General features: G+C 51.8%; 12 protein-coding genes. 8 read left to right on the top strand and 4 right to left on the bottom strand.

Annotation, left to right across the window (positions count from 1 at the left end; genetic code table 11):
* Positions 1–454 precede the first annotated feature (454 nt).
* Both mngB and mngA read right to left on the bottom strand, forming a co-directional pair.
* Positions 455–3,103, bottom strand: coding sequence for a mannosylglycerate hydrolase (gene mngB, locus ACSF8X_RS16415; protein WP_500851680.1), 2,649 nt, complete (start codon positions 3,101–3,103; stop codon positions 455–457).
* A 139-nt stretch (positions 3,104–3,242) separates the two neighbouring features.
* Positions 3,243–5,183 (bottom strand): PTS 2-O-a-mannosyl-D-glycerate transporter subunit IIABC, encoded by a 1,941-nt coding sequence (gene mngA / locus ACSF8X_RS16410; RefSeq protein ID WP_500851679.1) that lies wholly within the window; start codon positions 5,181–5,183, stop codon positions 3,243–3,245.
* A gap of 318 nt (positions 5,184–5,501) precedes the next feature.
* Here mngA and ACSF8X_RS16405 point away from each other — a divergent pair, with 318 nt between their 5' ends.
* The 3 genes from ACSF8X_RS16405 (at position 5,502) to ACSF8X_RS16395 (ending at position 9,347) form a co-directional block, all read left to right on the top strand.
* On the top strand, positions 5,502–6,224 hold the full coding sequence (locus tag ACSF8X_RS16405; protein ID WP_205626102.1) for a GntR family transcriptional regulator: 723 nt from the start codon (positions 5,502–5,504) through the stop codon (positions 6,222–6,224).
* A gap of 197 nt (positions 6,225–6,421) precedes the next feature.
* Positions 6,422–7,732 carry a DASH family cryptochrome gene (locus ACSF8X_RS16400; RefSeq protein ID WP_500851678.1) on the top strand — a complete coding sequence of 437 codons (1,311 nt, stop codon included), beginning with the start codon at positions 6,422–6,424 and terminating at the stop codon, positions 7,730–7,732.
* Positions 7,733–7,790: 58 nt separating this feature from the next.
* Complete coding sequence (locus ACSF8X_RS16395; protein ID WP_500851677.1) at positions 7,791–9,347, top strand: cryptochrome/photolyase family protein; 1,557 nt, start codon at positions 7,791–7,793, stop codon at positions 9,345–9,347.
* Here ACSF8X_RS16395 and ACSF8X_RS16390 read toward each other — a convergent pair.
* Positions 9,344–10,345: a GlxA family transcriptional regulator gene (locus ACSF8X_RS16390; RefSeq protein WP_500851676.1), complete on the bottom strand. Its 1,002-nt coding sequence runs from the start codon at positions 10,343–10,345 to the stop codon at positions 9,344–9,346. The two genes, ACSF8X_RS16395 and ACSF8X_RS16390, sit on opposite strands and share 4 nt — an antisense overlap.
* A 123-nt stretch (positions 10,346–10,468) precedes the next feature.
* Between ACSF8X_RS16390 and ACSF8X_RS16385 the strand changes: the two genes are divergently transcribed.
* Positions 10,469–11,080, top strand: a complete 612-nt coding sequence (locus tag ACSF8X_RS16385) for a LysE family translocator (RefSeq protein ID WP_047880295.1) — start codon at positions 10,469–10,471, stop codon at positions 11,078–11,080.
* A gap of 492 nt (positions 11,081–11,572) precedes the next feature.
* Positions 11,573–12,292 carry a hypothetical protein gene (locus ACSF8X_RS16380; RefSeq protein WP_157037897.1) on the top strand — a complete coding sequence of 240 codons (720 nt, stop codon included), beginning with the start codon at positions 11,573–11,575 and terminating at the stop codon, positions 12,290–12,292.
* An 87-nt stretch (positions 12,293–12,379) separates the two neighbouring features.
* On the opposite strand, the gene ACSF8X_RS16375 is transcribed toward ACSF8X_RS16380, so the two are convergent.
* Complete coding sequence (locus ACSF8X_RS16375) at positions 12,380–14,467, bottom strand: prolyl oligopeptidase family serine peptidase (protein WP_500851675.1); 2,088 nt, start codon at positions 14,465–14,467, stop codon at positions 12,380–12,382.
* 288 nt (positions 14,468–14,755) lie between these two features.
* On the opposite strand from ACSF8X_RS16375, the gene ACSF8X_RS16370 reads away from it, so the two are divergent.
* The 3 genes from ACSF8X_RS16370 (at position 14,756) to ACSF8X_RS16360 (ending at position 19,900) form a co-directional block, all read left to right on the top strand.
* Entirely contained in the window at positions 14,756–15,655 is a 900-nt protein-coding gene (locus tag ACSF8X_RS16370) for a LysR family transcriptional regulator (protein ID WP_500852155.1), read from the top strand.
* Between the two features lie 75 nt (positions 15,656–15,730).
* A complete protein-coding gene (locus ACSF8X_RS16365) occupies positions 15,731–16,816 on the top strand; it encodes an efflux RND transporter periplasmic adaptor subunit (protein WP_500851674.1) in 1,086 nt (361 codons plus the stop codon).
* Between the two features lie 9 nt (positions 16,817–16,825).
* On the top strand, positions 16,826–19,900 hold the full coding sequence (locus ACSF8X_RS16360; protein ID WP_500851673.1) for an efflux RND transporter permease subunit: 3,075 nt from the start codon (positions 16,826–16,828) through the stop codon (positions 19,898–19,900).
* Positions 19,901–19,906 lie beyond the last annotated feature (6 nt).

Genomic DNA, 19,906 nt, shown 5'->3' with positions numbered 1-19,906 from the left:
GTATAACCTTTTATGCTGTTTTGCAATATAAGCTCTGCCGCATAGCGGTTAGCTATGTACAACCTTTCTATTACCGCCCCTCACTCATTGGTAATAATCATACAAACCACTGTCAAAGATACGTCATCGCAACCAAAAATATATCTTTAAAATCAAAATTATAAAAACAAAACCCTAATAATTAATCTCGACTGTGCCAATAAATCGACTATAAATCAATCACGCTCTTATTAGTTCGATAAAAAAATATCATCATTGAACTTGCTATATTTTGAACCAAGATCAATACAACCATTATTCATAACACAAATACACAGCTCAATATTTAACCATCACCTTTCTGAGAGAAAAAAACGCCACCCTATTCGGTGGCGTCTAGATTCAAAAACAGTCTCTTTGCCTGTTTATTTTTGTTAGCAAATATGACTATTACTATGATAGTTGGAATTTTATCTTAATCCGTAAACCTCACCCGGAAAGTTTTGGCCTGACAGGCTCGCAACTCGCCACAATCCCCCGGTTTATACTCATCCCCATGACGCACAATTTCATCCATTCCCGTTTCAACCCATTCCGTAATAGGACGAGAGAATCGGATAGCATCGCTAATAACTCCCTGCTCATCCGGGTTGTAAACTCGCATAATCAAGGCATCTTCGTCTTCAGCCTTTTTAAGGACGCTCAGCACTGACCCTTCCATATTCGTTTCCAACAAGGAGAAGGTTAACGGCAAATTCTTTTCCCCAACATTGAGCTTCATCGCGTTGTAAGGGATCTTGTTGTAGCATGCGATTGGCGTAACGTTATCTCGAGCTGCAGCCATCACATTGGCTTCAATATGACTACCGGCAAAACCATACAGGCTAAATTCGCAAACCAGCTTGCCGCGCACCTGTGAATCCGGTGTCGGGATCTTGATCCCCGAAGGACGGCCAGGACGCAGCAGCAGTTCTTCCTTGCCCAGTACCCCTACACCACGCAACAATGTCAAAGCCAAGGTATCCCGCTCACCATTATCCTTAGAGGAAATAACCTCGAACTCACGCAAACCGTTACTCATCACAGCCATCCCGCCCGTTCCATTTTCCAACGCAGCGAAATTCATCAACTGATAGACAGGCACTGGCGCTTCTTTCCAACCATCCTGCTCCCAATTTGCCATTTCCGGGTCATCAACCGGGCGTGTGATCAAGCCAAACTGGTTATCGGCAACAACCGTTTCAGACACAAACGGTGTCGGAACCAAAACTCGCACCCGGTGGTCATCAGCTTGGTTGTCCAGCACCATCCGCACTTCAATCCTGCGAGAGCCGGCTTTCAATACAACCTGACAATCCACATCGACATAGCCATCCTGGTTAGTACGCTCCTCACGTGCCTGCAGGTTATTCGGTACATCCATCCGCAGCTTGATACTGGCAACTGACTGGAATCCCTCATGTTTGATGTTTGTCTGTGCCACAAACTCGTCAGAATAAATCAGCCATTCCTTGCGGGACGGCGAGTAATCATATTCATCACCGTCGTCGGATCCCTCTTCCAAGCGCAAGACCTGATCAAATGTCTGCTGCGTCTCCTTGTCGAAAATAGTCAAGGTGCCGTTATCATTCACATTGATCCGATAAAACTCATTTTCCAGCAGGTACTCTTTATGTTCGGCAACCTTCTGAAGCCCCTTGCGGTGGCCTTCAATATGCAAGGTGGTGAAACCCATCGCCGGAACCGGATGCTTAATCTGGATATCGTATTCAACAAAAGGATCATAATTGCCGTAATGAACAATTTGGCGGTCTATTTTACCAGGGTCAATCACACGTTGATCCTGGATGAAATACTCCACTTCACTGCCATGCTCGTCGAACAGGCTAAACGACTGGGCGCGAATCGTAATTGTCGTATTTACCACCTCATCACGGGCGTAAGGCGATAGGTTAAACAGGGCTAATTTGTCGCAGCCGTCACGGTCCGGCATATGATCGACAATCTTGCGCTTATAGAAGTTAATCAGGTTCGTCGCCATATCATCAGCCAGAATGTAACGGCCAAGGATCTCGGCATGAACCTTGTCTGAGCAACAGCAGCCGATGGAGTCATGGGCATGGTTCTTCATGCTCTCTTTCCACATCTTCTCAATCAGGCCATGGTGGTAATCAAAACCCAGCGTCCAAGCAATAGATGCCAGCGGCTCAAGAATATTAACGATCTTATTCTCAACTTCAGCATGAATAAGCTTAATATCCATACGGGTTGACGAAATCGTGCGGTGAACTCGCATGTACTTGCCATCATTGAATTCGCCTTTAACGGTATCGAGGTGATCACGCATAGCCTCAATACGCTCAAAGACCTCCTCATAACGGCTCATGACAAACTCACGCTCAGGGTAAATCTCGCGCAGTTTGTCCATGACCTCGAAGATATTTTCCTGAATCGGCATCTGATCATGGCCATTCGGCAACAAAATATCCTTGGTCACCGATGGCTTTTCCAATACCGGGAAATATTTATCCAGTCGATCACGCAATCCCTCCTCGTCTTGCGGCAAGTATTTACCAATGGCATACCCCAACGGCAATACCTGAGCCGTTACCTCGCTGCCATCATTGCTCTGCCAGACAAATTCTGTTTTATCGGTACCATGACGCTCAGAACAACCACGCCAGAACATCGCCCGATCAATGCCAAAGCCGTTATAAATCATCGGCAATTGCGCACTCATCGAAAACGAATCAGGCAGGTAACCGATTTTCATCGGCTCGCCAAAGCTCAGACAGTCACGCATTCCATACATCATATTGCGAACAATCGACTCGCCAGAGACCTGCATGGTGTCAGTCTGCGAATACCAAGGACCAATGATCAACTTGCCCGCCTGCACTTGTTCGCGAACCCGCGCTTTGTTTTGCGGCATAATGGCAAAATAATCTTCTAACACTGCCGTTTGGCCATCCAGCACATAAAACTTGTAATCCGGATCCGACTCCAGCCGGGTCAGGATTTCTTCCATGTTGTTCACCAGCAAAATACGGGATTCTTCGGTAGTGAAATACCACTCACGGTCCCAATGCATGTGAGGAGTAATATGAACGCGAGAAATAGCCATAATGATGTACCTAATAAATGTCTTGTCACTGCCGGGCGCAATCTACTTCACCCGGCAAAGCTAGGGTGTCACCGAGACGTCGATGGAATCGATACTGTGACGTAAAATCTAATAATCGTTGTTTGAATCTTGTCTGCGATTACGCTTCAGCGGTCACTTTAAACGTACCCTTTTTTGCAGCATGAGCCCGCCAACCGATAAGCGTTACTGTGGAAATTACCGCTCCAATCAATGCTGCGCCCAGCCAGATACCCGCCGCCATCACGCTTCCAATACCGGCGTCATGCAACAGGAACATAGAGAAAATACCTGCACCCGGCGTTGACAGTCCGATACCCGCCGCTCCAACAATGGCACCTGTCACCATAGAGCCCGCCAAGAAAGAGCCAATCACCCGGATAGGATCTTCAATTGCCATCGGAATTGCGCCTTCGGTGATCCCTGCCAAACCAAGCAGCCACGTTGACTTGCCCGTTTCAATCTCAAAATCCTTGAACAGACGCGGAGCCAACATCGTCGATGCTGTCACCGTAAAGGCAGAAACCATCTTTACCGAACCGAAGATGGCATAGGGGCCATATACACCATTGGCCATTGCGCCAAGGCAAAACGCATAAGCCGCTTTGTTAACCGGACCGCCAAGATCGAACGAAACGAAGACACCGATAATAGCCCCCAGCAACAGGGCATTAGAGCCAGACAAGCCATTAAGCCAATCTGTCAGGCCTTGGTTTAGCATCGCTACCGGCTTACCGATCACAAACAGCATCAGGCTACCGACCACCAAAGTACCGATCACCGGATAGAGATAGAACGTAAGGAAACCGTTAAAAGCAGGGCTCAGGCGAACGTTCTCCTTTACCCAGCGCATCACGTAACCGGCGAGCAGGCCACCGACAACGCCGCCAAGGAAACCCGAACCAATCATATTGGCAGCAAGACCCGCCGCAAAGCCCGGGCCCAAAGCCGGCTTGTCGGCCAACGAGTAGGCCGTATAGGCTGCCAACACCGGAACCATCAAGGTGCCAAGCAGCCCCCCGCCAAGTTTTCGGTACATGTTGAGCCACGAACCATCAGTGGCGTACAGCTCCTGCAGATCAAATATTTGAGCCAGCAAAACGGCAACGGCCAAAACGGTACCACCTGCGACGATCAACGGCACAGCAAACGAAATGCCGCTTAATAGCGCTTGTTTCAATTCGGTTTTGAGCGGGACTTTTTTCGGCTTGTCCTCCGTTGCCGCGACGCGATCTGCGCTTCGCCCACGCTTGGAGGCTTCCAGTGCATCATTCAAAATACGCTCAGCATGGCGGATCGGCTCTGCTACCGGTGTTTCGACCCGAGGAATACCGGCAAAACGTTCCACTTCCTTAATCGCCACTTCAGCGGAGAAAACCACGGCCACGGCATTGTTTAACTGCTCTGCGGTCAAGCGCCCCTCGATACCATTGGCTCCTTGCTTCTCGACATGGACATTGAGCCCCATCTTCTTGCCGGCCTTCTCTAGGTACTCTGCCGCCATATAGGTATGGGCAATACCCGCAGGACACGCCGTCACACAGACAATCGTAGGTGCATCCAAATTTGTATTCAGGTTGTCTTGTTCTTCTGACACTTCTTCATTACGGTCAAGCAAAGACATGAGCTCTTCGGCAGACTGGGCATTGAGCACAGCCTCACGAATGTCATCATCCACCAGCGTAGTTGTCAGCTCTGTCAGAAGATGCATATGGGTGGAGCCCGCTTCGGCATTTGGAATCGCAATCAAAAAGACTAGGTTGACATCTTCCTCCTCGTCTTCATCAATCCCCTGCCACTTGAGATCCTGCTTCAGAGTCGCAACCGCAAAGCCCGCTTCCTTTACGGCATCAGTCTTACCATGCGGAACAGCAAGCCCCTCACCAAGAGCCGTTGGGCCTTGGGATTCGCGGGCAAATACCGCTTCCAAATAAGCCTGCTTGTCATGTAGCTTGCCGTGCCGGTCAAGTTTATCGGCCAGTGCAAAGATTGCTTCTTCACGGCTGGCAAACACCGTTTGAATATCAATCAATGACTGGTGGGTAAGGGTAGTCAGTTTCATGGTCATCCTCAGTACCGTCGTTTTTACGGGCTAACTCCGCCCTTAGTTGTATTAATACAAATATAATACGTATTACCACAAGATGATCCGTGACAGCTTTCACAATTCCTCAAGATATGTATCTATGTTGTATTATCATTTTACATCTGTTTGTATATGACAACTTTGCCCAGCAGGCAAAAAAAGGTAAAATCACCCGACAAATACCCTTGCCGTCCAAGCAACTAGATGATTTGGGCCCGACTTTCTCAGATATTTCCAACATGGGTATAACTATAAACAGCGCAACACCAAATTGCCTTGCCAGAGGAGAAGCATGTGGCACGCCTTCCTATGTACCGCCAAATTGCTGATGCAATAAAGGAACAGATCCAAGCCGGTGACTACAAACCTGGGGAAGCCCTGCCGACAGAAGCCCAGCTGCGCGAGCAATTCTCGGTCAGCCGCGTTACCGTGCGTCAGGCACTGAAGTTACTCATCGAACAAAATGTCCTCGAGAGTATTCAGGGAAGCGGTACTTATGTGAAAGAAACCAAAGTCGACTACGACATGTACCAGTACTCAAGTTTCTATGAAAAGCTGAGCCACCTGAACGTCAAGACCCACAGCGATATTCTGAGTTTTGAAATTACCACCCCATCACTGCAGATTGCCGAAGCGCTCGAAATCACGGAGCTGGACCGTATTTTCTATGTCAAACGGGTACGCTTTATCGACGATAATCCAGTCACGCTTGAAGAAACCTGGATGCCGCTGTCGCTCTTTCCTGATCTCAGCTATGAGGTCATGCAAGGCTCAAAATATGAGTTTATCGAAGGGAAAAAGAAAATGATCATCGACCGCAGCGAACAGGAAATTATCCCCGTTCTGCCACCGGAAGAAGTCGTCAACCAGCTTGGCATACCGGCTGACCAGCCCATCATAGAGAAGATTACCAAAGGCTACTTGGTGGATGGGACCGTATTCGAATATAGCCGCAACTACTTCAAGTCATCCGACTACAAATTTACCTTGGTGGCCAAGCGTACCCATCACTACTAAATGCCCGGCGGGATCCGACCCGCCTATTGCTATTGCTATTGCTATTGCTGAGTCACATCCCCACACAAACGCTCACCACACAAATACCAATTCCAAATAATCAAATTAAATGATGGACTATAGTTAGCGGTAACGGACTTGGCCGATGCCCTGCACACATAATACAGGGGCGACATTTAGCAGAGCGAGGAAGCACAATGGCGACAGGCATCTATTTGTTTCAAAATGATTTGAGGCTACATGACAACCCGGCCTTCTCCCTTGCCTGCGAAGAAGTCGACCATCTCATCTGTGTTTACTGCCTTCCCCCGGGCAACGCCAATCAATACCCTTACCGAATGACACAACTCGGCTATGCCCGCCAGCAGTTTCTCCTACAATCTCTTGATTCCCTGCGAGAACAGCTTCATAGCTACGGCCAAGTTCTTCATGTGCTTCTCGAACACCCTTTGGATATTTTACCGCAACTCATCAGCCAATTTAGCGTATCTGCCGTCTACAGCAGCGAACATGCCGGCATCTATGAGAACCGGATATGGCAAACACTACAAGGGCGCTATCCTTTTCTCGTTTTTCGTCAGGTTGCTGGCCATACTCTGTTCGACCGCACCGAATTACCCTTTGATATTAAAGAATTACCTGAAACTTTTTCAGCCTTTCGCCGCCAAGTCGACGATATCCCTATTCGCAATCCACTCTCATCAATCACCCGTATGCCGCCAGCAATCAAAAGCATCAATGATTATGATGTGGTAAGCCCCATGCTCAATTCACGCCACGATAATCCCTTCACCGGAGGAGAGCTTGCCGGGCTGGAGCATATCAAACACTATTTCGCATCCGACAAACCTCGCAACTACAAAATCACCCGCAACCAGCTTGACGGCTGGGACTACTCCACCAAGTTTTCCCCCTGGCTGGCTTTGGGCTGCCTGTCTCCCCACACCATTATTCGCGTACTGGAAAACTACGAGCATCAACATGGGGCCAATGACTCAACCGGATGGATTAAATTCGAACTACTATGGCGGGAATACTTCCAGTGGTATGCCCACTGCTACGGAACCAAAATGTACCACTTTGCCGGGATCAGAAACCGCAGTCCCCATACCGCCTTCTACCCAGAGCGTTTTCGTCGTTGGTGCGAGGGCAACACCCCTTATCCCATCGTCAATGCCTGCATGAACCAGCTACGCCAGACCGGATTCATGTCCAACCGCGGCAGGCAACTTGTCGCCAGCTGCCTAGTCAATGAGCTCGAACTTGACTGGCGCTATGGCGCAGGTTATTTCGAGCAGCATCTGATTGACTATGATCTGGCATCAAATTGGGGCAATTGGCAGTACCTTGCTGGTGTAGGGGCCGATCCCCGAGAGCACCGCCGCTTCAACCTCGACAAACAAACCGCCCAATATGATCCCGAGCAGCGTTTCATCCGTAGCTGGCAAGGAAACAAACATGACGGCGGCATGGACTCGGTTGACGCGGCAGACTGGCCAATATACTGAGACGCCAAACTCGCACAACGTTCTATACCTGCACGAATAAACTAACAAAGGATCGGAAATGCGTTGCGATCACTACCATACCCTGCGCCTTATACTCGGTGACCAGCTCAATGCGTCCCATAGCTGGTACCAAACCAACGATCCGGGCGTCGTCTACCTTGTTGCCGAGCTCCACCAAGAGACAGGCTATGTTGTCCACCATATCCAAAAAATCTGTGCATTCTTTATGGCCATGGCACAATTTGCCAAGGCACTAGAGCAAGCCGGGCACAATGTCCTACACCTGACCTTAGATGACACGGCCCAAACACCTACGCTTCCGGCCCTCCTAAACCAGCTCGTTGCCAAGCACCATATTCGCCAAGTCGAATTCCAACGCCCCGACGAATACCGTTTGTTCACACAGCTTCGCAACCTGTCACTGCCAGAGAGCACACAATTGCGCGAAGTGGACAGCGAGCATTTCCTACTGCCCTTTTCCGAGATCACCAAACAGTTTCCGGCAGGTAAAGCCGTCGTCATGGAGCATTTCTACCGCAGGATGCGCAAGACGCACGGGATATTGATGGCCGGGGACAAGCCCGAAGGGGGGAAATGGAACTACGACAAAGAAAACCGCCAAACACTGAAGGTCAAAGATATTGAGGCGATCCCGCCCCCGCTACAATTTGCAGACAACTGCGAGCCCATCCTTCAGCGGCTTCAACGACACAAGGTTGCCACTATCGGCACGGCAACCCCGCAGCTCCTGTGGCCGACAAGCCGCCAACAGGCCCGCTCGCTGCTGGCCTATTTTTGCCAGCACCAACTCGCCAGCTTTGGCCGGTTTCAAGACGCCATGACCGCGCACTCGCCGTACAGCTGGAGCCTCTACCATTCGCGGTTATCCTTCGCTCTGAACAGCAAAATTCTCCATCCCCGCGAGGTCATTAACTCAGCGATTGCTGCCTACCGAGAAAATGACGATATCAACCTTGCGCAAATCGAAGGATTTGTCCGCCAGATCCTTGGCTGGCGTGAATATATCCGTGGTATGTACTGGGCCAACATGCCACTCTACCCTACGCTCAATGCGCTGGAAGCCAAGCGTAAACTTCCCGATTTTTTCTGGAACGGGAAGACAAAAATGGCCTGCATGGCAGCCGCTATCACACAATCACTGGCTATGTCCTATGCCCATCATATCCAGCGCCTGATGGTCACCGGCAATTTTTGCCTACTCACGGGCATCGATCCGGATCAGGTCGACCACTGGTATTTGGGGATCTACATCGATGCAATTGAGTGGGTAGAAATGCCCAATACACGAGGCATGGCCCTGTTCGCCGATGGCGGCCTGATCGCCACCAAACCCTATGCAGCCAGCGGCAACTATATCAACAAAATGAGCGACTACTGCACCGGTTGCCACTATAACCCCAAAACCAAGACCGAGCCGGACTCATGCCCTTTCAACAGTCTCTATTGGCACTTTCTCGACCGCCACCAGCGGCGAATTGCCGCCAATCCCAGAACGGCGGTTATCTACCGAAGCTGGGACAACAAACGTGAAGACGAGCGACAGGCTGTTCTTGACCATGCCAAGCAGCTCATTGCCAATATTGAGAACCTCTAACCACGGCGGCGATACTCACCCGGCGATAGCCCGAAATGACGCTTGAACACCCGGCAAAAATAACTCACATCAGAGATACCGATCTCTTCTGCAATTGTTCCAAGGCTATTACTACTATTGCGCAGACGCCATTGGGCGTGCTCGAGCTTCATTGTCTGCCAGTACGCCTTGGCCGTCACACCATGCTGGGCCATAAACAACCGATCGAGTTGCCGCCGTCCCAAACCCAGTGTCTCGCCCAGCACGTCGATAGTCTCCGTACCTGATAGAGACTGACGCATCAATCCGATCGCCCGTGCCACATGGCGACTCCCTCCCTGTATTGCCAATTTGTCTTTATCCAATGAACGCAGGTGATGATGCGAGTCTCTGGCCTCATCCACCAACATATCGGCCAGCCCCTTAAATGCTCGCTCACGGCCGCAATGAACAGCCAATAGCTCCGCGGCCAATTCAATCGCCGCCGTCCCCCCGGCACATGTAATCCGCTTACCATCAATGCAAAACAACTGATCCTGTTTGACCTCGATAGCCGGGAAAAAAGAGGCAAACTCACGGGCATGGCGCCAATGAACCGCAACCTGACATCGTTCAAGCAGCCCTGCAGCTGCCAACAGAAAACTGGCATTGTCGATCGCCACCAGCTTGAGATTTTTCACCGCGGCACGGCGCAGAAAAGCACGGTAATCATCGACATACTCCATACACTGCTGGGCATTGCGGCTGCCAAATAGCACCAAATAATCATAATGTTCCAAATCAACATCAATGATACTCGTACTGACATCTATTACCGCCCCACTACTGGACGCCAACGCCCCACGGTGCAAGCTGGCAATATCCCAACTGCAATATCGCTGACGGCTGAAATCTTCCTCGTCGGCCGAAAAGCGCAATTTATCGAGGAACCCGGCAAAGGGCAGCATATTGAAAGCTGGCAGAGGCAACAGCAAAAAACGGACATCAGGGGATAGCGGCAAGTTCGGATATTCAGACACAAGAGGTGATCAACATAGTCAATAATGTCTAAATAATACCTTATCTATTCCAAATAAGACCACATACATCCATTTCTCAATCGCTATACTGCTGCCTTCGAAATATAACCAACAGGAATATCAATGAGTTTCGAAAGCTGGCTTATTTACCTCTTCGCCGTTACCGGGCTGGCCTTTGCACCGGGCCCCAACGTGCTGCTGGCTCTGAGCCACGGTGCCATATACGGCCGCCGCAAAACGCTCGCCACCATCAGCGGCGGTGTCAGCGGTTTTATGATTGTTATTGCCCTTTCGATGATTGGTATCGGCTCGTTGATGCAAGCCTCTGCCCATATTCTGACCGTGTGCAAATGGCTAGGCGGGGCCTACCTGATTTACCTCGGTATCCAACTTTGGCGCTCGCCGGGTATTGCGATTGGCAAGCTTGATTCATCCCACCAGTTGAGCAACGCTGCCCGCTTCCGGCAGGGATTCCTCTCGGCCATCGCCAACCCCAAAGTACTGCTGTTCTTCGGCGCCTTCCTGCCGCAGTTTATCAATCAGGGCCAACCTCTCCTAATGCAGTTTTTAATCATGGCCTCCACCTATGCCGTTATGGAATTCTTGGTTGAGTTCATGGTCGCCAGCGCCGCCACCCGCCTACGGCCTTGGCTTGAAAAGAGCGGACGTCGTTTTAACCAAGGATGCGGCAGTTTATTTGCCTTGCTAGGGGCCAGCTTGCCGCTGACCCAATAATATATCCACCTATTTGGCAGGCAGCGGTACGGAACATTCGGAACAGGAACAACCGCTGTCCTGCCCCCACCTATATCTCCTACCATTTCCCCAAAACACGCTCTTTTGCTCATTGTTTACAACTTTTTTTGGGAAACACCTGCCAAATCGGTCCCCCCTTATCTTCATCCTAATGCGTTTTACCCCCTGCCTCTTTATGCTCCCCACACTTCATACCAGCATGACCGGCACTGTTTCATTTTTGCCACAGCGGTTCGATTACTCATCGCTGAGCCTTGCAGGACTTATACTTACCCTCGTGTTGGTTCACAGTGATAGCACCGATTAGCCCTCTAAACGGTGTGTAACAGGTAGCCTATGTTTTTTATAAAGAAGATACGATCGTCCCTATATTTACCGTTACTGCCCCTGCTTGTTGCTGGCTGTGGGACAACCTCTCATGCCCCGCGCACACCCAGCGAATATAGCTTTTACGATACCACTCAAAGTTTCGTGACTTTCAATGAAACCCGCCGCAACGGTGCAGTGGTCGACAAGGGGATTTTCTACCCAAAAAGCGAGTTCACGTTCACCTACCGCTACTGTTCGGACAACCCGCAACAGGCCGAGCATGATGTCGTCGAATACCAAACGCTTGCAAAAAATGTCTGTAATATCAATCAAGGACAGCTGATCCACCAAGGAACGGGGACATGGTGCGTAAGCAATGCCAACACCTATGACGAGCAGCCTATCTTCTATGCGCGGATTTCCAGTACCGACCTATGGGCCGATCTCTGCCTTGATGGCCCATTCGTTACCTTAAAAACCATCGAAAATACCCACCATAACGGTGAGGAATGGTTCGAGGCGGCTCAAGTGCTCGGCTATGAGCCCTATGGTGCAGAACGCCTGCTCGTTCCGCCAGCCGAAGCCGGCACCTTGCATCAGGCCCCTCCCGCCCAACCAGCTCCAGCCGTGGTTAGCGAAGAAAGCCTCTATATCAGTGCCAATCCTGGGGCAACCGTCTGTATTTTCGACAAACCACCAGGTTCGCCTTATGGCTATACCTACCGCGGCCAAGTGCAATCCAGCCAGAATGGAATCATCCGGGCGCTCGTCAGCCAAAAATACAAAGGGGATCTGCGCACCGCCCCAGCACAGGAATTAGTACCGTGGCACGAGCAAGCCTATATCACCGCAGCTTCGACCTCATGGTTTGTCTGCTCTTAGCGATCACTCCGCGCACCACGATAGCGTAATAAAAAAGCCACCGTCAAAAACGGTGGCTTTTCAGCTATCAGCTATCAGCTATCGACCTTACATCAAGCGATCGTACAAGTAACTGTAGATTTGCGAGTACATCTCTGCGCGCGTATTGTTATTTGACGCTCCGGCATGCCCACCTTCGAGGTTTTCGTAATAGAGCACGTCATGGCCTTGTGCCTGCATCAAGGCAACCATCTTACGGGCATGGGCAGGATGAACCCGATCATCACGCGTCGAAGTCGTAAACAGCACTTTCGGGTATGCCGTCTCCTTATGGACATTATGATAAGGAGAGTAGGTCTTCAGGTAATCCCAATCGGAAGCCAGATCCGGATCGCCATACTCAGCCATCCAGCTCGCCCCAGCCAACAACTTATGGAAGCGTTTCATGTCCAGTAGCGGAACTTGACAGACAACGGCGTTATACAAGTCTGGGCGGCGTGTTACCGCAGCTCCCATCAGCAACCCACCATTGCTCCCTCCCTGAATACCAAGGTGTGCGGGACTGGTTAGCTTACGGGCTATCAGATCCTCGGCAATCGCCTCAAAGTCCTCATACGCCTTATGGCGATGATGCTTGAGTGCGGCCCGATGCCATGCAGGGCCATACTCACCGCCCCCGCGAATATTGGCCAGCACATAGACACCGCCTTTTTCCAACCAATTCTTGCCGATAATGGCGCTGTAATAAGGAGTTAGGCTGACCTCAAACCCACCGTAGCCGTATAGCAATGTCGGGTTGTTGCCATCAAGCTTGAGCGCTTTTTTGTGGATCACAAAATACGGAACCTTGGTCCCATCCTTGGATGTAGCAAAGAACTGCTCGCTCACCATATCGTCGGCGGCAAACTTAGCCGGAGCTGATTTCAACAAGGACACTTGTGCCGTTTCAGCGTCCACGTCATAGATGCTGGCTGGCAACAAAAAGCTCGAGTAATCGATAAAGAAATGATCACTCTGGGCATTGGCGTTGAACGCATAAAGGCTGCCGTTATCCCCAAGGGGAAGTTGCTTGGCCTGCCATCCCCCGTCCTTGGCTGGGGAATAGATCGCTAACTTGCTAGTCACATCCTCCAGCCAAGTCACCAAGATATGATTGGCGGTAAAATGCAGCCCCTCAATACTCGCATGGGGCGTCGGTGCCACAAATTTTTGGTATCTCGGCTTCTCTTTGATCAGCTCGTCCACCGGCGCATACACAATACTGCCCTGAACCAGCGTCTGGCCGTAATTCTCGGTATCGGACTTTAGCTGGAAAAACAGCTTGCCATCGAAATACCCGCCCACCGTCGCATCGTCCGGGATCGCCAAAGCATGAAGCTGCTGCTTCTCATCAAGGAGGAAGTTCTTGCTGGTATAAAAACTGGTGCCTTCCCGGATCAACGCAATCTGGCCATGACGGTCATGCAGTGTGTAGCCCGAGGCAGATACCGACTCGACGGCACCTTCATAGAGCGGCTTGGCCTCGGCCAATTGAGTATCTCGACGCCACAATTTAACCTGACGAGGATAACCCGAATCCGTCAGACTACCTTCCCCGTAGTCGGTAGCCACCAGCAAATGATTGTGATCGAACCAGCTAACTTGAGATTTCGCTTCGGGCAGGACAAAGCCATCGGTGATAAAGCGCTTGCTGGACAGGTCAAACTCACGCACTACCGTAGCATCGGCGCCTCCCCGAGACAGCGATACCAAACAGCGGGTGTTATCAGGCTCAAGGCATTCCATCCCCTTGTAGACCCAGTCGGTCTTCTCCGCCTTGGCCAGTGCGTCAACGTCGATCACCGTTTCCCATTTCGGGTTCGGCTTGCGGTATTCCTCCGGTGACGTTCGGCGGTAGATGCCTTTGACATGATCGCTATCTTGCCAAAAATTATAGTAATACCCCCCTAAAAGACGCGGATAGGCCAGTTTGTCTTCGGCATTGAGAATAGCCAGAGAGTCCTCAAAAACCTGCTGGTAGTTGTCGCCCTTTTGGAGATAAGCCTGAGTGACACCGTTTTGCTGCTTAACCCAGCTCAAGGCTTGCTCACTTTCGACTTCTTCAAGCCACAAAAACGGGTCCTGCTCGGCAGATACCGCTCCGCCAGCTCCCAGCATCGCGATGCTGGCTGCCAGCAGTGTTTTGTATGTCCCCATAAAAATTCATCTCCCTTGGTCTAAAGCTCTTTTGATTAGACAATATAGCGCCCGAAAGACATCAGGCAACCATCAGCAATAATAATTACAATAAGTTAGAGCTATCTAGACACTCTATACCCAAGCTCCGCAGTTGTGAACCGCAATGAAAATAATACTCTCTCTCAGCGCCAGCTCGGGCGGCAATCGCCCACTTACACGCCATCGCCCATCTTGCTCAATATCAATGCCGGCACCAGCCTTCATCGCGTATGCTGTTTTTCCCCAGAACTCACCACAGGCCACAGTGTGAAAGTCGATGACCTCAAACTGTTCGTCAAAATTGTCGAACTCGGTAGCTTTACGGCCGCCGCCAATGCCCATGACCTGCCCCGTGCCAATGTCAGCAGGCGGATCAACGAACTGGAACACAAACTCAATGCCCAATTGTTCCACCGTACGACCCGCCGCCTTTCGCTGACCAACAAGGGGGAGAGCTACTACCGCGATGTCCTCAAGGCACTGGCAATCCTCGATACGGCCAACCAACAGCTTTCCGGTGCCGTACACAATGTCCGCGGGCGAATAAAATTAGGATTGCTGGCGGAAGCCCACGAGTTGCTCCAACCAATTTTGTTCGCTTTCCAAGACAAATATCCCGATGTAGAGTTGGATCTGCGCACCATCAACAACGGCTTCGCCGACATGTTCCAATACGGGCTGGACATTGCAGTTCACAGCGGCAGGCTGATCGACTCCGATCTGGTCGCCAGACCCCTGATCAAACTGGATCGCTGCCTTGTCGCCTCCCCCCAATACCTTCGCCAACACGGCATCCCGGAGACCCTCGACGATCTTGCCCACCACCAATGTATCTGCTTTCGCTGGCCTAGCGGCGGAATCGAAAATATCTGGCATTTCAAAGACGGCAGCATCACCATGGCCCCCAAACTTATTGCCAATATCGTCGGCTTTATCAAACAAGCCTCCGTCAACCACCGGGGTATTAGCTTTCTGCCGACCCTGCTAGTCCACACAGAGATCCAGCGCGGCGAATTAGTCACCTTGCTGGAACAGTACCAGCCTAAAGCAGAAAACAGCTACCTGCTCTACCCGCAACCCAAAACCCTCAACCATGCCAGCAGACTGCTCATTGAGCACCTGCTTGACGAAGTGCCCAAGCTAAGCCAATTGTCTCAGTATTCATGACAGTCAGTCTGATAAACGGCTAATTATCTGAACAGCATTCAATTATAAGATGACCCCCAAAAATGGAGTCATCTTATGAACGCTTTCACTCAGTGTGCCATCGCCATTGCGATAGCCCCCCTGCTGGTTGGGTGTAATCAGCAACAAACCGCCCCCGAATCGCCATCACCGGCATCACGCCCCCTCGAGGTCATCGAACTCAAATCGGCGACAAGCTACAGCAACAAGCACTTCAGCGGCATTGTCCATGCAAAAGACAGCGCGGCACTGGCCTTCCGAGTGCCGGGAACCGTACAGCAGCTCTTGGTCAAAAAAGGGGATAAGGTCCAGAAAGGGGATGTTGTCGCCCGGCTCGATCCCCATGACTACCAAGTGGTGCTCGACGAGCTCAATGCAAAAATGCTTGAGGCCCAATCGGCCCATAAGCTCGCCAATGCAGAACTGCGGCGAGTCCGGCAGGCAACCCAAGACGATGCCATTGCCAAGGTAAATCTTGACCGGGCGATCAGTGGCTACGAACGTAGCCTGTCAGCCATCAAGGTTGTCGAGAAAAATATCCAGCGGGCCACGGATGCCCTGCGCTACACCGAGCTTCGAGCCCCGTTCTCCGGCACCATCGGCCATATCAATATCGAGGCCCATGAACAGATCCTCTCAGGGGCTCCGGTTCTGATCCTGCAAGATACCTCAATCCTCGATGTGGATATCGACGTCCCCGAAAACCTCATTAAGCATTTCAGCCTGGGCCAGAAAGCCGCTATCAATTGGTACAACGCCACGCGGCCAATTCCCGCCAGCGTATCGGAAGTCGCCGCCCAGCCCCACCCCATCAAGCAGACCTATACCGTGACCTTGGCAGTAGCCGAAACCAATGACTCATTGTTCAGCGGCAAGGCTGTGACCGTCAGCACTGCATTGAACCACCATAGCAATGCCTACTGCCTGCCGTATTCAGCCTTGGTTGGCAGTAAGGCCGAGCTGCATATCAACCGGATCCGCGACAGCCTTATCGTCCGAACGCCCGTGAGCCTGCAGGCGGTTGATGCATACCAAGCCTGTGTCTACGGCGAGTTGCAAGAAGGCGACTATGTCGTCGTCAGTGGCAGCCACTATCTCAAAGACGGCGATCCGGCCACGCAGCTGCAAGTTCGTCAGGATTAAGGAGGTATCATGATCAATCTCGCCGAATTTGCTATCCGTCAACGTACCTTCGTCCTGTTCTTTACCGTACTCAGCATTATCGCAGGACTCTACGCCTACTATGATCTCGGAAAACTGGAAGATCCCAGCTTCACGGTCAAAACCGCCGTCGTCGTCACCCTGTACCCCGGCGCATCTGCCGAAGAAGTCGAACAGCAAGTCACCGATACCATTGAAACCAAATTGCAGGAAATGGGGGAGCTCAATCGGCTCCGCTCGCTATCGCGCCCTGGCATTTCGATGGTTTTCGTTGATCTCAAAGAGAGCCTCAACTCAGCCAAGCTACCTCAGCAGTGGGATTTGCTGCGCCGCAAGGTCAACGATGTCAAACTCAGCCTACCGGCCAACGCGCAAATCAGCATCGTCCAAGATGAGTTTTCCGAAGTCTACGGGATGTTATTTTCAATCCACAGCCGAGATGCCAGCCCCGAGCAGCTACGCCGCTATGCCGAAGATCTCCAGCGGCAGCTGAAAACCGTCAAGGGAATTAAGAAAATCGAACTGCACGGGGTTCAACCCCGCACCGTCTATATCGACATGCCTGATGAGCGCCTCGCCCAGTATGGGCTTTCCACGGCCCAGGTCTGGCATCAGCTCAGCACCCAGAATATGACCTTTGATGCTGGCCTGTTCGAAGCCGGACGCGAACGGATCCGTATCCAGCAAAGTGGCGAGTTGCGATCGCTCGATGATATTCGAAACCTAGTGATCAAAAGCGGGATCAGCGAACTGGGCAGCGGCCTGATCCGTTTGGGTGACATCGCCGACGTGACAATGGGCTATCAAACACCGGCATTGACGGAAAACCGCTATAACGGCGAACCGGCGGTAACGTTGGCCGTGAGCCCGGTTGAGGGGATCAATGTTGTCTCCCTCGGTGATACGATCCACGGCATCATTAACCAATATGAAGCCAAGCTGCCGCTCGGCGTCAATATCTCCACCGTCGCCTACCAACCCGAGGAAGTACAAAAAGCCATCGACAACTTTGTTGGCAACCTGCTCGAAAGTGTCGCGATTGTCTTCGTTGTATTGCTTATCTTCATGGGATTCAAGAGTGCGGCCATTGTCGGATCCAGCCTATTACTGACCATATTGCTAACACTGATCTACATGAACATTGCCGGTATCGACCTGCACCGGGTCTCTCTGGGAACCTTCATCCTGGCACTCGGCATGCTGGTTGACAATGCCATCGTCATCACCGACATGATTGCCGTCAAGCTCAATCAGGGCATTGAGCGTACCAAGGCCGCCGTCGATTCCGTCAAGGAGACTGCGATACCTTTGCTCGGGGCAACAGTCATTGCCATCATGGGGGCCAGCCCGGTTCTCTTTTCGAAAACCGACGCGGCTGAGTTTTCCAGCTCGGTCTTTCTGATCATTGCCTCGTCACTGCTGCTATCGTGGCTGGTGGCAATGACAGTTACCGCATTGATGTGCTGGCTATTTATTCGCCCGACAACGGCCAATCACGCCGCCAAAGACAGCTACTACAAGCAACTAGTCAACTGGACGGTCGACAATCCAATCAAAACGCTATGCAGCCTGATCCCGCTGGTACTGGTAACAGCCATCGCCGTCCCGTATGTAGCCGTCAATTTCATCCCCCAGTCAGACAGAGCCATCATCTTCCTCGATTACTGGCTGCCTAATGCTGCCAAAATAGAGCAAACGTCGGCGGACATGGAAAAAATAGAAGACTGGCTGCTCGAACAGCCCGAAGTGAGCAGCATTTCTTCGGCCGTCGGTGCCAGTGTACCCCGCTTCTCCGTCACCGTAGAGCCCGAGCCTCTTGACCCGGCCTACGGCCAAATCCTGATCAATACCCAAGACTATGCCAGTATCACCCCGCTAATTGCCCGTGGCGACAACTGGCTGGCCGCGCATTTCCCCGATGCCCAGCCACGCTTCCGAGCATTGAAGCTGGCCACCTCGGACAAATTCGCCGTCGAGGCCCGCTTCTCCGGCCCCGACCCCGTTGTCCTGCACCGGTTGGCCGATCAGGCCAAAACAATCATGGCCGCCCATCCAGAGACCAAGTATGTCCGTGATGACTGGCGCCAACAGAGCAAGGTACTGCTCCCCGTTATCAATCAGGACAAGGCCCGCCGGGCGGGTATCAACCGGGCTGATATTGCCTTTGCCATGCGACGCGCATCAAGCGGCATGCCGCTAGGACAAATGAACCTCAACGATGAGCTGATCCCTATCCAGCTTCGAGCGGCCGAACAGAGCATGGCCTCACTCGAAACCCTGCCGGTCAAATCGCTGCTGGGGTTGCACACAGTCCCGCTCGGGCAGGTTGTCGACGGGTTTGAGCTACATCCCGAGGAAAGCATGATCTGGCGCCGCGACAGAGTCAGAACAATGACCGCCCAGGCAGGGGTCGACCGTTCAAGTACCCCCGCCAGAGTGCGCAACGCCATCAAGGCTGATATCGAGGCGATACCATTACCAACGGGATACCATATGGAATGGGGCGGCGAATACTATGACGAACACAAAGCCGTGGTGGATATTTTCGACCAGTTGCCAAAAGCCATGCTGCTGATGGTGATCATTCTTGTCGCCATGTTCAATGGCTTCAAACAGCCTATGATCATCCTGGCCACCTTGCCACTGGCCGCGACCGGGGCAACCTTTGCCCTACTGGGTTTTGGCAAACCTTTCGGTTTCATGGCTCTCATTGGCGCAATCACCCTGACAGGGATGATCATCAAAAACGGCATCGTTCTGATGGATCAAATTGAGTTGGAACGCCGGCAGGGGCAGTCCTTGGACCAAGCAATCAAAACCGCAACGCTGAACCGGACAATGGCGATTTCGATGGGAGCCCTGACAACGGCCCTCGGCATGATCCCCTTGCTGACCGATCTGCTATTCGATCAGATGGCTGCCACTATCATCGGCGGCTTGGCGGCGGCAACCATGCTATCGCTTTTCGTCATGCCGGCTCTCTACCGGCTGGCCTATCGCACGCCCCAAAAGGGCAGAAACGATAGTACAGACCACCAGCCCCAGCCACCCACTCACACTGCCTAGGAGAGC

The organism is Photobacterium panuliri, assembly GCF_059920555.1.
The sequence above is the reverse complement of the archived record's forward strand: the minus strand, read 5'-3'. Positions and strand labels throughout refer to the sequence as shown.

Coding starts and splice junctions, on each gene's coding strand:
- mngB (WP_500851680.1), bottom strand. CDS start 3,103: ATGGCTATTTCTCGCGTTCATATTACTCCTCACATGCATTGGGACCGT.
- mngA (WP_500851679.1), bottom strand. CDS start 5,183: ATGAAACTGACTACCCTTACCCACCAGTCATTGATTGATATTCAAACG.
- ACSF8X_RS16400 (WP_500851678.1), top strand. CDS start 6,422: ATGGCGACAGGCATCTATTTGTTTCAAAATGATTTGAGGCTACATGAC.
- ACSF8X_RS16395 (WP_500851677.1), top strand. CDS start 7,791: ATGCGTTGCGATCACTACCATACCCTGCGCCTTATACTCGGTGACCAG.
- ACSF8X_RS16385 (WP_047880295.1), top strand. CDS start 10,469: ATGAGTTTCGAAAGCTGGCTTATTTACCTCTTCGCCGTTACCGGGCTG.
- ACSF8X_RS16375 (WP_500851675.1), bottom strand. CDS start 14,467: ATGGGGACATACAAAACACTGCTGGCAGCCAGCATCGCGATGCTGGGA.
- ACSF8X_RS16365 (WP_500851674.1), top strand. CDS start 15,731: ATGAACGCTTTCACTCAGTGTGCCATCGCCATTGCGATAGCCCCCCTG.
- ACSF8X_RS16360 (WP_500851673.1), top strand. CDS start 16,826: ATGATCAATCTCGCCGAATTTGCTATCCGTCAACGTACCTTCGTCCTG.